Genomic DNA, 13,711 nt, shown 5'->3' on the forward strand with positions numbered 1-13,711 from the left:
TCCGCAAAGCTCAAACAAGCCGACACGGTTTAACTTCGTTGAAGCTGGCGCTTTCGGGTAGCCCATCCCCGCATGCAGACAGAGCCACACTATGAAACAACACCAATTCCGCCTCACCCTTGAATACCTTGCCGACAAAGACGGCCACCCCGTTTCCGCCGAACCGCTGGTGTTTGATGCACCCAACCACGACAATATTTTCGACATCGTGAAGCTGATGGAGCGGCGCGAAGGATTCACCCCCGAAATGGCGCAACGCTTCGCCGTGGGGCTGAAACTGATGGGCGAAGTGATGATGGAAAATAAGGAGCACCCGCTGTTTGCCGAATTGAAACCGCATTTTATGGAAATTATGAAGGCAGTGAAGCGGAAATAGAATTAAAAGAGGCTACCTGAAAGCGCTAGTTTCCAGAAGTTAAATAATGATGTCTTGCGAAGCAAGTCGGAGTTTCTGCGAAACTAAAAAGGATTTACCGATTTTCAGGTAGCCTTTAAGCGGCAAAGATAGATAATTCATACGGCCTTTGAACTTCCCGAAGGGTGTGTGCCGCAAGGCACGCACGCGGCGGGTTGGGGTTGCAGATAAAACGGAGAACGCGTGCGTGCATTCCGTACACACCCTACATGCGGGCTACGGCTGGCTTTTGTTTATGATGGAGACCTTATGAAAGAATCAAATAACCTAAAACGGATGAGCGTAGTAGTGGCAATTTTATTTACGTCCCTGCCTATTTTCGGAGCAACGGATACTTGGACATTATGGTCTCACTGGTTAGGTTCGGTAATATTCTATTCTACAACAATATATTCTACACACAGATACTATAAAATAGACAATTCTAATAAAGACAATATCCGAAATTCAATATATAGTTCGCAGAATTTAATTATTTCACAAGTTTTTCTTTTTGCAATTTTAGTATATGGATATATTTCTTTACTTGATGGAATAAAAACATCTTCCATGCTTCAAGCATATGCAACAATATCAATGTATGTTTCATTTTTTAGCATTCCTACATACTACAAACTTAAAGGATACATTTCGGAGTTGAAAAAAACAAAAAATATAGAAAATATTCTTGGTATCCCTCCAGATTATTGGTCTCTAACTCTTTGTGCAATATCATCTATCATTTTATTATCTAATATTATTTTGATTTACTGTGATATTAGAGAACCAAACACATATAAGTGGTTATTTACATTTTGGGGAACTATTTTCTCAACGATAATATTTGTACTTTCAAATACATTTGAAACAATAATCTCTCATAAATATGGATTATCAACTGAAAACCCTGAAAACAAAGAAAGTTAAAACACCATGCCCAAACGTACCGACCTAAAATCCATCCTTATCATCGGCGCCGGCCCTATCGTTATCGGTCAGGCCTGCGAATTTGACTATTCGGGCGCACAAGCCTGTAAAGCCTTGCGTGAAGAAGGCTATAAAGTCATTCTGGTGAATTCCAATCCCGCCACGATCATGACCGATCCTGAAATGGCGGATGTTACCTACATCGAGCCGATTATGTGGCAGACGGTGGAGAAGATTATCGCCAAGGAGCGTCCCGATGCGATTCTGCCAACAATGGGCGGCCAGACCGCGCTGAACTGTGCGCTGGATTTGGCGCGCAACAGGGTGTTGGCGAAATACAATGTTGAGCTGATCGGCGCGACGGAAGACGCGATCGATAAGGCGGAAGACCGCGGCCGCTTTAAGGAAGCGATGGAGAAAATCGGCCTGCATTGCCCGAAATCTTTTGTCTGCCACACGATGAACGAAGCCTTGGCGGCGCAGGAGCAGGTCGGCTTTCCGACGCTGATCCGTCCGTCTTTCACGATGGGCGGTTCGGGCGGCGGCATTGCCTACAATAAGGACGAGTTTTTGGCGATTTGCGAACGCGGTTTCGATGCGTCGCCGACCCATGAATTGCTGATTGAGCAGTCGGTACTCGGTTGGAAAGAGTACGAGATGGAGGTGGTGCGCGACAAGAACGACAACTGCATCATCATCTGCTCGATTGAGAATTTCGACCCGATGGGCGTGCATACGGGCGACTCGATTACGGTTGCGCCGGCGCAGACGCTGACGGACAAGGAATACCAAATCATGCGCAATGCTTCGCTGGCGGTCTTGCGCGAAATCGGCGTGGACACGGGCGGCTCGAACGTGCAGTTTGCGGTGAATCCTGAAAACGGCGAGATGATTGTGATTGAGATGAATCCGCGCGTGAGCCGTTCGTCCGCGCTGGCTTCCAAGGCGACGGGTTTCCCGATTGCGAAGGTGGCGGCGAAGTTGGCTGTCGGCTTTACATTGGACGAGTTGCGCAACGATATTACGGGCGGCAGAACCCCTGCTTCTTTCGAGCCTTCCATCGATTATGTCGTTACCAAAATCCCGCGTTTCGCGTTTGAAAAATTCCCTGCCGCAGACGACCGCCTGACCACGCAGATGAAATCGGTGGGCGAAGTGATGGCGATGGGGCGCACGATTCAGGAAAGTTTCCAAAAAGCCCTGCGCGGCTTGGAAACGGGCTTGTGCGGCTTCAATCCGAGAAGCGAAGACAAGGCGGAAATCCGCCGCGAACTGGCAAACCCCGGCCCGGAACGTATGCTTTACGTTGCCGATGCCTTCCGCGCAGGCTTCACCTTGGCGGAAATCCACGAAATCTGCGCCATCGATCCTTGGTTCTTGGCGCAAATCGAAGACTTGGTGAAAGAAGAACAAGCCGTCGCTTCAGGCAGCCTGCAAGATTTGGATTATGCGGCTTTACGTCGTCTGAAACGCAAGGGCTTTTCCGACAAACGCCTGTCGCAGCTTTTAGGGCTACCTGAAAAAGCCGTGCGCGAACACCGCTATGCGCTGAACCTGCATCCCGTCTATAAACGCGTCGATACCTGCGCCGCCGAGTTCGCCACCGAAACCGCCTATCTGTATTCCACTTATGAAGAGGAATGCGAAGCGCGTCCTTCCGAGCGCAAAAAAGTGATGATTTTGGGCGGCGGTCCGAACCGTATCGGTCAGGGCATCGAGTTCGACTACTGCTGCGTCCACGCGGCTTTGGCATTGCGCGAATCGGGCTTTGAAACCATCATGGTGAACTGCAACCCCGAAACCGTCTCCACCGACTTCGACACCAGCGACCGCCTGTATTTCGAGCCGTTGACGCTGGAAGACGTGTTGGAAATCGTCCGCACCGAAAACCCGTGGGGCGTGATTGTGCATTACGGCGGCCAAACCCCGCTGAAGCTCGCCAACGCGCTGGTAGAAAACGGCGTGAACATCATCGGCACGTCCGCCGATTCGATTGACGCCGCCGAAGACCGCGAACGCTTCCAAAAAGTGTTGAACGATTTGGGCTTGCGCCAGCCGCCCAACCGCATCGCCCACAACGAAGAAGAAGCCCTCGTCAAAGCCGAAGAAATCGGCTATCCGCTGGTCGTACGTCCGTCTTACGTCCTCGGCGGCCGCGCCATGCAGGTCGTCCACTCTGCCGAACAGTTGCAAAAATACATGCGCGAAGCCGTGCAGGTCTCCGAAGACAGCCCCGTTCTGCTCGATTTCTTCCTGAACAACGCGATTGAAGTCGATGTGGACTGCGTTTCAGATGGCAAAGACGTGGTCATCGGCGGCATCATGCAGCACGTCGAACAGGCAGGCATCCACTCCGGCGACTCCGGCTGCTCGCTGCCGCCCTACTCGCTGAGCGAAGAAATTCAAGACGAAATCCGCCGCCAAACCAAGGCGATGGCGTATGCGCTCAACGTGGTCGGGCTGATGAACGTACAGTTTGCCGTACAGGACGGCGTGGTCTTCGTCTTGGAAGTGAACCCGCGCGCATCGCGTACCGTGCCTTTCGTCTCCAAAGCCACCGGCGTGCCGCTCGCCAAAGTCGGCGCGCGCGCCATGGCGGGCATTGCGCTGAAAGAACAGGGCGTAGAAAAAGAAGTCGTCCCCGATTTTTACGCCGTCAAAGAAGCCGTGTTCCCCTTCATCAAATTCCCCGGCGTGGATACGATTTTGGGCCCGGAAATGCGCTCCACCGGCGAAGTCATGGGCGTGGGCGCGAGCTTCGGCGAAGCCTATCTCAAAGCCCAGCTCGGCGCGGGCGAGCGCATGCCCGCCACCGGCAAAGTGTTCCTCTCCGTGCGCGAGGAAGACAAGCCGCTCATCGTGCAAACCGCCAAAAACTTCCAGCTGCTCGGCTACGGCGTGTGCGCCACGCGCGGCACAGCAGGCTACCTGAAAGAGCACGGCGTGGTAGTGCAGGCCGTGAACAAAGTGCCCGAAGGCCGCCCGCACATTGTGGATGCGATTAAAAACGGCGAAATCGCGCTGGTGGTGAACACCGTAAACAGCGATCCGCAATCCGTGGCCGACAGCCACAGCATCCGCCGCAGCGCCCTCACCCAGCGCGTGCCGCAATACACCACCGTGGCCGGCGGCGAAGCCATGAGCGAAGGCGTGAAAAACCTCAACTCAATCGGCGTGTACAGCGTGCAGGAGTTGCATGCCAGGTTGAAGGGGTAGGGAGTGGCTACCTGAAAAAGGGAAAAGGCTGCCCGGCAATATGTCGGGCAGCCTGTCAGGCTTTAATATTAGGACTGTACGGGACTGCGCTAGATCAGCCCTAAAATAAAAGATGGGGATTTACTGCTTGCCCCTGTGGTCGGGGGCGTAATAAAAGGCTACCTGAAAATTTTCAGGTAGCCTTTTCGGTGTAAGCTGCAAACAATCTTGCCGATTATTTGGACTAAAGGACAAATGGGATGATAAAAATCGCTGGGGGCCTTACCATACGCGGCTTTCAGCGATTTTTTGCCAATGTTCGTTAAAAATGCCCTTTTTGCCATAAAAGCACCCTCGTTAAGAACGGCTGTAAAAACGGCCGGCAAAGATATAAATGTTCCACCTGCAAAAAGTACCTGCCCGTCTTTAAACTCCCTTCTCCCAACCAACTGTTGCAAGAGTACATCCACGGCAAGCAAACGCTCACACAATTAGCTGCCCGTTACCAATGCAGCGCCAAAACCATCCAGCGCCATATCCGGCAAGTCGCTCCGCCTGCAAACACCGCCCAAAAAGTATGGGCCGCCAACCTCATCATGGACACCACCTACTTTGGCAGGAACTTCGGCGTCATGGTGTTCCTCGACAGCCTGAGCGGACAAGTACTGCACCACCAATACGTCGAACACGAAACCGCCGCCCTCTACCAAGCAGGATTGAGGCACATCCTCAGGCAAGGCATCTCCATCCAGAGCATTACTGCCGACGGCTTCAAAGGCCTACCCAAGCTTTTTCCCGGCGTTCCATTCCGGCTCTGCCGGTTTCATCAACAACAAACCATACGGCGCTACCTGACACGCAAACCGAAATCCGCAGCCGCTAAGGAACTCAAAGCCCTGGCAGACAGCCTGTTCCAGTTATCCCAAGCAGACTTCACCCGACAATTGCGGCAATGGCACAGCCGATACCGCGACTACCTGAACGAGAAGAGCTATGAAGAAGAAGGAGGGGCACGGTGGTGGTACACCCACAAAAACCTGAGGAGCGCATATCACAGCCTGAACAGCGGCCTGCCGTACCTGTTTACTTTTGAACGGAACCGGGAATGGATGATGCCAAACACCACCAATATGTTGGAAGGGCGATTTGGTGAATTGAAGGTTAAAATCCGCTGTCATGCGGGGATGAGTGTGCAGACTAAGAAATTGTTTATAGATAATTTCTTCAGAACTAAGAAGGGACATTTGGGATGAAGAATCATCCCTTGTATCTATTAGTCCTAAAATTAAATATGTTAACTATAGCAGAGAATTGATATCAGTTGTTTAGGTGATACAGTGGATTAACCACAATACCACATCTATGTAAATAAATAATAATATTTGATAAGATATGGTTAATGACAATCTGTGAGATTGGTATTGGTATGACCACACAGCGCATCGCCCACGTCAGGCAATTGGACGGGCAACCCCAATCCCTGCAAAACCATCTGACCGAAACCGCCGCCATAGCCAAGTCCTTGGTGGGGAAATTGGATTTGGAACAGGCTGGCGAACTCCTCGGTCTCCTGCACGACTTCGGTCAATATTTTCATCTCTCAATGTTATCGTGGGAGCTCAAATGTCCGACATGATTTCACACGTCCGCCAAGACTCCTCTGAAAACTGGCATTCCCATCCACTACAAAACCATCTGCAAAAAGTCTCCAAACTCGCCAAGCGTTTTGCAGGGAGTTATGGGGCGTTGTTTGCCGAATATGCCGGGCTTTTGCATGATTTGGGAAAATTTCAGGAGGCTTTTCAAGAATATATCCGTAGGGTTTCAGGTTTTGAAAAGGAGAATGCCCATCTTGAAGATATCGAGTCTTCCAAACCCCACAAAATTCCCCATTCCACAGCGGGAGCAAAATATGCCGTCCGTTGCCTCGATCCTTTTTTCGGGCATTTGCTGGCCTATCTGATTGCAGGACATCATGCGGGTTTGGCGGATTGGTATGACAAGGGCAGTTTGAAACACCGTTTGCAACAGGCGGATGACGAATTGGCGGAATCTTTGTCAGGATTGGCAAAAAACGGGTTTTCCGAAGATTTTTTTCCCTTGTCGAATGATAAGTTGGAACAGGATTTTTTCGGATTTTGGGAAGGAAATGAGCAGCTGCAGATGGAGCTGCATATTTGGATGCGTTTTCTCTTTTCCTGTTTGGTGGATGCCGATTTTTTGGATACCGAAGCCTTTATGAACGGCTATACCGATGCGGATGCCGCTCAGGCTGCCGGATTGCGTCCGCAATTTCCCGACTTGGATGAGTTGCACTTGCGCTATGAGCAGCATATGGCACAACTTTATGAAAAGTCGGATAAAAACTCTGTCGTAAACCAAGAACGTCATACTGTTTTGCAGCAATGTTTTTCCGCTGCCGAAATCGACCGCACTTTATTTTCTTTGACCGTGCCGACCGGTGGCGGCAAGACTCTGGCGAGCTTGGGATTTGCGTTGAAGCACGCGCTGAAATTTGGCAAAAAACGCATTATCTACGCCATTCCCTTTACCAGCATTATTGAACAAAACGCCGATGTTTTCCGCAGGGTGTTGGGTGATGGTGTGGTCTTGGAGCACCATAGCAATTTGGAGGTTAAAGACGACAAGGAAACCGCCAAAACCCGCCTTGCCACGGAAAACTGGGACGCACCTCTGATTGTTACCACCAATGTGCAACTGTTTGAAAGCCTGTTTGCAGCGAGAACCGGCCGTTGCCGCAAGATACACAATATTGCCGATAGCGTGATTGTTTTGGATGAAGTCCAGCAGCTGCCGCGTGATTTTCAAAAACCGATTACCGACATGATGCGGGTATTGGCACGCGATTACGGGGTTACCTTTGTGCTTTGTTCGGCGACCCAGCCTGAACTTGGTAAATATATCGATTCGTTCGGACGTACCGTTTTGGAAGGTTTGCCGGATGTGCGTGAGATCGTTGCGGACAAAGTCGCCTTATCGGAACGCCTGCGCCGCGTCCATATCAAAATGCCGCCGCCAAACGGCAAAACGCAAAGCTGGCAGGAAATCGCAGATGAAATTGCCGAACGTCCCTGCGTTTTGGCGGTGGTCAATACCCGCAAACACGCCCGCAAACTCTTTGCCGCCCTGCCTTCAAACAGCATCAAACTGCACCTGTCCGCCAATATGTGCGCCACGCATCGCAGCGAAGTGATTGCGCTAGTTCGCCGTTATTTGGCGCTTTATCGTGAAGGTCGTCTGAAAAAGCCTTTATGGCTCATCAGTACCCAGTTGATTGAAGCCGGTGTGGATTTGGATTTTCCTTGTGTTTATCGGGCGATGGCAGGATTGGACAGCATTGCCCAAGCGGCAGGGCGTTGTAATCGGGAAGGCAAGTTGTCATTTGGCGAAGTGGTCGTGTTCCGCGCCGAAGAAGGTGCGCCCAGCGGCAGCCTGAAACAGGGGCAGGATATTACCGAAGAAATGTTGAAAGCAGGATTGCTTGACGACCCGCTCTCCCCGCTGACATTTGCCGAATATTTCCGCCGTTTTAACACTAAAGGCGATTTGGACAAACAGAAAATTACGGAGCTTTTGACGGCAGAAATATCAAATGACAACCCATTGGCAATCAAATTCCGCACCGCTGCCGAGCGTTTCCGTCTGATTGACAATCAAGGTGTGGCACTGATTGTGCCGTTTGTTCCGCTTGTTCATCAAAATAGTGAAAATAAAACGCCGCCAATCGTCAAAACAAACGAGCTGGACGATTTTTTCAGACGGCATTTAGACGGTGTGGAGATTTCGGAATGGCAGGAAGTTTTAGACGAGTGTCGTTTTCCGCAGCAGTCCGACAACTCGTTCGGACAAACCGACAAACCGCCTTTGCCCGAGCCTTTTGAAACTTGGTTCAGCTTGCTGGAAAGCGACCCGCTCAAGCACAAATGGGTGTACCGCAAGCTGCAACGCTACACGATAACCGTGTATGAACACGAATTGAAAAAATTGCCTGAAAATGCCGTTTTTTCCAGAGCGGGACTGTTGGTGTTGGATAACGGCTATCACAATGCCGTGCGTGGAGCAGATTTTGACGATGCGGCTTGGCAGCCTGAAAATTCGGTTTTATGAAATAAAGCAACAAAGGAAATAATATGAGTTTTATCTTGGAAATCAGTGGCGATTTAGCTTGCTTTACAAGGCCAGAGCTAAAGGTGGAGCGGGTCAGCTATCCGGTGATTACACCATCGGCTGCACGAAATATCCTGATGGCCATTTTATGGAAACCTGCCATTCGCTGGAAAGTCTTGAAGATAGAAATCCTGAAACCGATTCAGTGGACGAACATCCGCCGCAACGAGGTGGGGATCAAGATGAGCGAACGCAGCGGCTCGCTTTATATTGAAGACAACCGCCAGCAACGCGCATCCATGCTGTTAAAAGACGTTGCCTACCGCATTCACGCCGATTTTGAAATGACAAGCGAAGCAGGCGAGGGCGACAACTATGTCAAATTTGCCGAAATGTTCAGACGACGTGCTAAAAAAGGACAATATTTCCATCAGCCGTATTTGGGCTGTCGCGAGTTTCCCTGCCATTTCAGACTGCTTGAAAAACCTGAAGACGGCTTGCCGCGTGAAGACATTACCCAAGATTTCGGCTTTATGCTGTATGACATGGATTTCAGCAAATCGGACCCGCGCGACTCCAACAATGCCGAGCCGATGTTTTATCAATGCAAAGCGGTAAACGGCGTGATTATCGTGCCGCCTGCTGACAGTGAGGAGGTAAAACGATGATTTTGCATGCATTAACCCAATACTACCAACGCAAAGCCAAATATGATGGCGGCGTTGCCCCTGAAGGGTTTGAAAATAAAGAAATTCCGTTCATTATCGTCATAGACAGACAGGGCAAATTTATTCAGCTTGAAGATACCCGTGAGCTGAAAAACAAGAAAAAAATCGCCCGCACTTTTTTGGTGCCACATAGCGTTAAACGCTCTAGTACAAAAATTGCCAGTAATATTTTATGGGATAACTATGGTTATGTTTTAGGATATGTTGCAGATAAAAAGCCTGAATTTGTTCAGAATCAGCATAAAAGTTTTATTGAAAAAGTTAATGAATTAAAACAGGTATTGCCCAATGATATAGGAATTGTCGCCGTTGCCGCATTTTTGGCTTCTTCAGAAGAGAAAAGCAAAGTTATACAGGATGCAAATTGGGCAGAATGTGCCAAAGTTAAAGGTTGCAATTTTAGTTTTCGTCTGACTACTGAAGCAGAAAAATTAGTTTGCCAATCTAAAACCATTCAGGATTATTTAATTAAGAAGAAAGAAAACATTTTAGATGGCAATAAACAAAAAGTGTGTTTGATAACAGGCAATAAAGTACCTGTTGCACTTTTACATAATGATATTAAAGGAATTGAGAAATTTGAGAATGGCAGTTATAAGCTGGCTAAACCAGCACCTTTGATTTCTGCAAATTTAGATGCTTTTAAATCTTATGGGAAAGGTAAAAATAAAGACAACGGCTTAATGTATCCGATTGGCGAACAAGCCATGTTTGAATACACCACCGCATTAAACACCCTGCTTGCCGGCGACAACCGCTTCCGTATTGGCGATGTTACCACCGTATGTTGGAGCGAAAAGCCGACCCCGCTGGAAAGCCGAGTTTCAAGATTGATAAACGGCGGCGGCAAAGACAATCCCGATGCCCATATCGATGCCGTCAAAACGCTTTATAAAAGCCTGTACAACGGCAAATACACAGAGTCTGACGGTAAAGACAAATTCTACCTTTTGGGTTTATCGCCCAATTCTGCGCGCATCGTCGTCCGCTTTTGGCACGAAACCACCGTTGCCGCTTTATCTGAAAACATTGCGGCGTGGTATGACGATTTAAAAATGGTGCGTGGCGAAAATTCTCCCTATCCCGAATTTATGCCTTTGCCGCGTTTATTGGGCAATTTGGTTTTGGATGGCAAAATGGAAAACCTGCCGCCCGACCTTATCGCTCAAATAACCGATGCCGCATTAAACAACCGCGTTTTGCCCGTCAGCCTTTTGCAGGCTGCTTTACGCCGAAATAAAGCGGAGCAGAAAATCACCTATGGCAGAGCAAGCCTGCTCAAAGCCTATATCAATCGCGCCATCCGCGCAGGTCGTCTGAAAAACATGAAGGAGCTAACTATGAATTTGGATAGAAACCGTCAAGACATCGGTTATGTGTTAGGGCGATTATTTGCTGTATTGGAAAAAGCACAGTCTTATGCCAGTCCCGACCTAAACGCTACTATTTCTGACCGTTATTTTAGTTCGGCAAGCAGCACGCCAAGCACGGTATTCAGTACATTACTTCGTTTAAATCAGCATCATTTAAGTAAATTAAATACAAGACAACGTATTTATCTAGATAAATTATTACAGGAAATAATAGGAAAAATAGCTAACTATCCTAATCATTTGGATATGAACCAACAAAATTTATTTGGTCTTGGCTATTACCATCAAAAGCAAGATTTCTATCAATCCAATTCAACTGAAACCAATTAATAGGAGTAAATATTATGATTATTGAAAAACGCTACGACTTTGTTTTTTTATTTGATGTGAAAGACGGTAATCCCAACGGCGATCCGGATGCCGGCAACTTACCGCGAGTCGATTCGCAAACCGGAGAAGGCTTAGTAACCGATGTCTGTTTAAAACGAAAAGTGCGCAATTTTGTTCAAATGACCCAAAATGACGAATATCACGATATCTTTGTTCGAGAAAAAATTATCCTTAATGATTTGATTGCGGAAGCCCACAAACAAGATGAAGTAAGAGATAAGCCCAAAGGTAAAGAAAGAACGGAAAGTGCTCGTCAATATATGTGCAAACGATATTACGATATTCGTACTTTTGGTGCAGTTTTAACGACAGGTGAAAACGCAGGGCAAGTCCGAGGACCTGTGCAATTAACTTTTTCCCGTTCCATTGACCCGATTGTAACGCTTGAGCATGCTATTACTCGTTCTGCGCCAGCTAAAGAGGTTGAAATTCCAAATCCTGAAGATAGTGAAGAAGAAAAAGCAAAAAAAGAACGTGGTCGAATGGGACGAAAATTCACCGTGCCTTACGGCTTATACCGCTGCCACGGCTTTATTTCCGCTCACTTTGCCAAACAAACCGGTTTTTCCGAAGAGGATTTAGAGCTGTTTTGGCAAGCGCTCGTCAATATGTTCGACCATGACCATTCCGCCGCCCGCGGTCAAATGAACGCACGCGGACTTTATGTGTTTGAACACAGCGGCAGCCTGGGCGACGTGCCTGCCGACAGCCTGTTCAAACGCATTCAGGTAGCTAAAAAAGACGGCGTGGAAATCGCCAGAAACTTTGACGATTACCTTGTCAGCGTAGATGAACAAAATCTTGGCGAAACCAAACTCTTACGCAAACTAGGCTGAAAATGACCGCACTTTTAGCCGAAAACCAAGGGGAAAATCAGGATAAACGCCTGATTCCCCTTTCCGCCTTGCAGCATTTCGCCTTCTGCCCGCGTCAGTGTGCCTTGATTCACAACGAGCAGGCGTGGGCGGAAAACTATTTGACCGCGCAGGGAAGCGCGCTGCACAAGCGGGTGGATTCGGGCGAACCGGAAATGCGCAAGGGCGTGCGTTTTGAGCGGACGGTACACGTTTCGGCGGAAAAACTGGGCATCAGTGGCATTCTGGATTTGGTGGAAATTGAGGCGAAAACAGGCCGTCTGAAACCCGTGGAATATAAACGCGGCAAGCCCAAACCCGAGCCGATGGACGAAATCCAACTTTGCGCCCAAGGCTTGTGTTTGGAGGAAATGACCGGGCAAACCGTCAGCGAAGGCGCGCTGTGGTATATGCAAACCCGCCACCGCGTCCCCGTCGTGTTTTCAGACGACCTACGCGCCAAAACCCTCGCCACCATCGCCGCCGTCCGCGAACTCTTAAACAGTGGACAAACCCCGCCGCCCGACTACGGCAAACGCTGCAAAGCCTGCTCGCTGGTGGAAATCTGCCAACCGGAATTGCTGGGGAAACGGGATAGGAGTGTGGGGTATGTGGAGGGGTTGTTTACTGAATAAATGGAGGTAATATGCAAATGCAAGTCAAGTATTCGGGAAACTTAGACGTAAATTATTCGCATCCGTGGCAATACTTTCTGCTGGTATACGCTTTGAGCGCGCCGTTTTGGCTACTGTCCTTGTTTCTCAAACACAGTCCTCTGCCTGATAATCTGCCGCTGACCGACATCGGCGCAGCACTCACCCCGACGGTTGCTGCCGCGTTACTGCGTTACCGCGAGGGCGGAATGGCAGCGGTGCGTGGACTGTTTGGACGTGTGTTTGATTACGGGCGGATAAAGCATTCTGCCTATTTTTGGACGGCAATCCTGATTTTCCCTCTGTTTTATCTGCTGACTTATGTCGCGATACGCCAAACAGGACAAACCATACCTGCCTTATCCGTATCGCTTGTGCCGCTCGCCGGTGCGTTCGTCATGTTCTTTATCGCGGCAGTTGCCGAGGAATTGGGCTATGCCGCTTATGCGACCGAAAGTCTGCAACGGTGTTTTACCCCGCTTGTTACGGCACTGATTATCGGGATACCGTGGGCATTGTGGCATTTGCCCTCCATGATTGCCGTGGGGCAATCTGCCGAACTGATTGCATGGGGATTGGCTGGGACGGTTGCCGTGAGGATTATTTATGTATGGCTGTACAACGGCAGCGGTGGTTCGGTATTTGTATTGGTTGCGTGTCATACGGTTGCCAATACCGCACGCACGGGTTTTCCGGGCGGACGGGCGGCGTATGAGAACGGCAACGGCATGATTCCATACGGAATCATCATCATTGCAGCGGCAATTGTGATGGTTTTTTGGCGTAAGGCGATGTGCTTGCCATATGACAGCAATCGCATGTTGGATTAGCCGTAGGCGTAGCCCGACAAAATGCCAAAATTCCAAGCTAATGTCGTCTGAAAAACCATATTGGGAAAGCCAAGCCGCTGTTTTCAGGCAGCCTGCACAATCTGCGTGAACTGGATACCCGTATCCGACAATGTGCCGAAATTGATGTAATTTGAAATGATTGTTGCGGGCTGACAATATCGGATTTGAGAATCCGACCTGCCATTTTTAAGACAGCCCAACGGCTCCCAAAAGTGCGG

10 protein-coding genes and 1 pseudogene are annotated in these 13,711 nt (G+C 49.2%); 10 read left to right on the forward strand and 1 reads right to left on the reverse strand.

The genetic code is table 11. The features are described from left to right. Window positions 1-91: 91 nt before the first annotated feature. The 4 genes and pseudogenes from H9Q10_RS00980 to H9Q10_RS00995 all read left to right on the forward strand — a co-directional run. Entirely contained in the window at window positions 92-376 is a 285-nt protein-coding gene (locus H9Q10_RS00980; RefSeq protein WP_197902173.1) for a DUF3861 domain-containing protein, read from the forward strand. Between the two features lie 222 nt (window positions 377-598). Then, window positions 599-1,321 carry a hypothetical protein gene (locus H9Q10_RS00985; protein WP_205229546.1) on the forward strand — a complete coding sequence of 241 codons (723 nt, stop codon included), beginning with the start codon at window positions 599-601 and terminating at the stop codon, window positions 1,319-1,321. A gap of 6 nt (window positions 1,322-1,327) precedes the next feature. Continuing rightward, the gene (gene carB / locus H9Q10_RS00990; RefSeq protein WP_197902175.1) at window positions 1,328-4,537 is read left to right on the forward strand and encodes a carbamoyl-phosphate synthase large subunit; all 3,210 of its coding nucleotides are present in this window, start codon (window positions 1,328-1,330) and stop codon (window positions 4,535-4,537) included. A 317-nt stretch (window positions 4,538-4,854) separates the two neighbouring features. Further along, window positions 4,855-5,769, forward strand: a pseudogene (locus H9Q10_RS00995) (IS256 family transposase, variant Zn-binding type); the annotation flags it as partial. Between the two features lie 143 nt (window positions 5,770-5,912). On the opposite strand, the gene H9Q10_RS01000 reads toward H9Q10_RS00995, so the two are convergent. Further along, window positions 5,913-6,113, reverse strand: a complete 201-nt coding sequence (locus H9Q10_RS01000; protein ID WP_197902177.1) for a hypothetical protein — start codon at window positions 6,111-6,113, stop codon at window positions 5,913-5,915. A gap of 26 nt (window positions 6,114-6,139) precedes the next feature. On the opposite strand from H9Q10_RS01000, the gene cas3 reads away from it, so the two are divergent. Genes cas3 through H9Q10_RS01030 form a run of 6 tightly spaced genes read left to right on the forward strand, consistent with a single transcriptional unit; the run spans window position 6,140 to window position 13,472 of the window. Continuing rightward, a complete protein-coding gene (gene cas3 / locus H9Q10_RS01005) occupies window positions 6,140-8,644 on the forward strand; it encodes a CRISPR-associated helicase Cas3' (RefSeq protein ID WP_197902178.1) in 2,505 nt (834 codons plus the stop codon). A gap of 23 nt (window positions 8,645-8,667) precedes the next feature. Continuing rightward, window positions 8,668-9,312 carry a type I-C CRISPR-associated protein Cas5c gene (gene cas5c, locus H9Q10_RS01010; protein WP_197902179.1) on the forward strand — a complete coding sequence of 215 codons (645 nt, stop codon included), beginning with the start codon at window positions 8,668-8,670 and terminating at the stop codon, window positions 9,310-9,312. Continuing rightward, entirely contained in the window at window positions 9,309-11,075 is a 1,767-nt protein-coding gene (gene cas8c, locus H9Q10_RS01015; RefSeq protein WP_197902180.1) for a type I-C CRISPR-associated protein Cas8c/Csd1, read from the forward strand. The genes cas5c and cas8c overlap by 4 nt, the downstream gene beginning before the upstream one ends. A 14-nt stretch (window positions 11,076-11,089) precedes the next feature. Next, window positions 11,090-11,971, forward strand: coding sequence for a type I-C CRISPR-associated protein Cas7/Csd2 (gene cas7c / locus H9Q10_RS01020; RefSeq protein WP_197902181.1), 882 nt, complete (start codon window positions 11,090-11,092; stop codon window positions 11,969-11,971). Window positions 11,972-11,973: 2 nt separating this feature from the next. Continuing rightward, window positions 11,974-12,624: a CRISPR-associated protein Cas4 gene (gene cas4, locus H9Q10_RS01025; protein WP_197902182.1), complete on the forward strand. Its 651-nt coding sequence runs from the start codon at window positions 11,974-11,976 to the stop codon at window positions 12,622-12,624. Window positions 12,625-12,641: 17 nt separating this feature from the next. Further along, on the forward strand, window positions 12,642-13,472 hold the full coding sequence (locus H9Q10_RS01030) for a CPBP family intramembrane glutamic endopeptidase (protein ID WP_197902354.1): 831 nt from the start codon (window positions 12,642-12,644) through the stop codon (window positions 13,470-13,472). Window positions 13,473-13,711: the final 239 nt, after the last annotated feature.

It is taken from the genome of Eikenella glucosivorans (assembly GCF_016025525.2).
GTDB lineage: Bacteria > Pseudomonadota > Gammaproteobacteria > Burkholderiales > Neisseriaceae > Eikenella > Eikenella glucosivorans.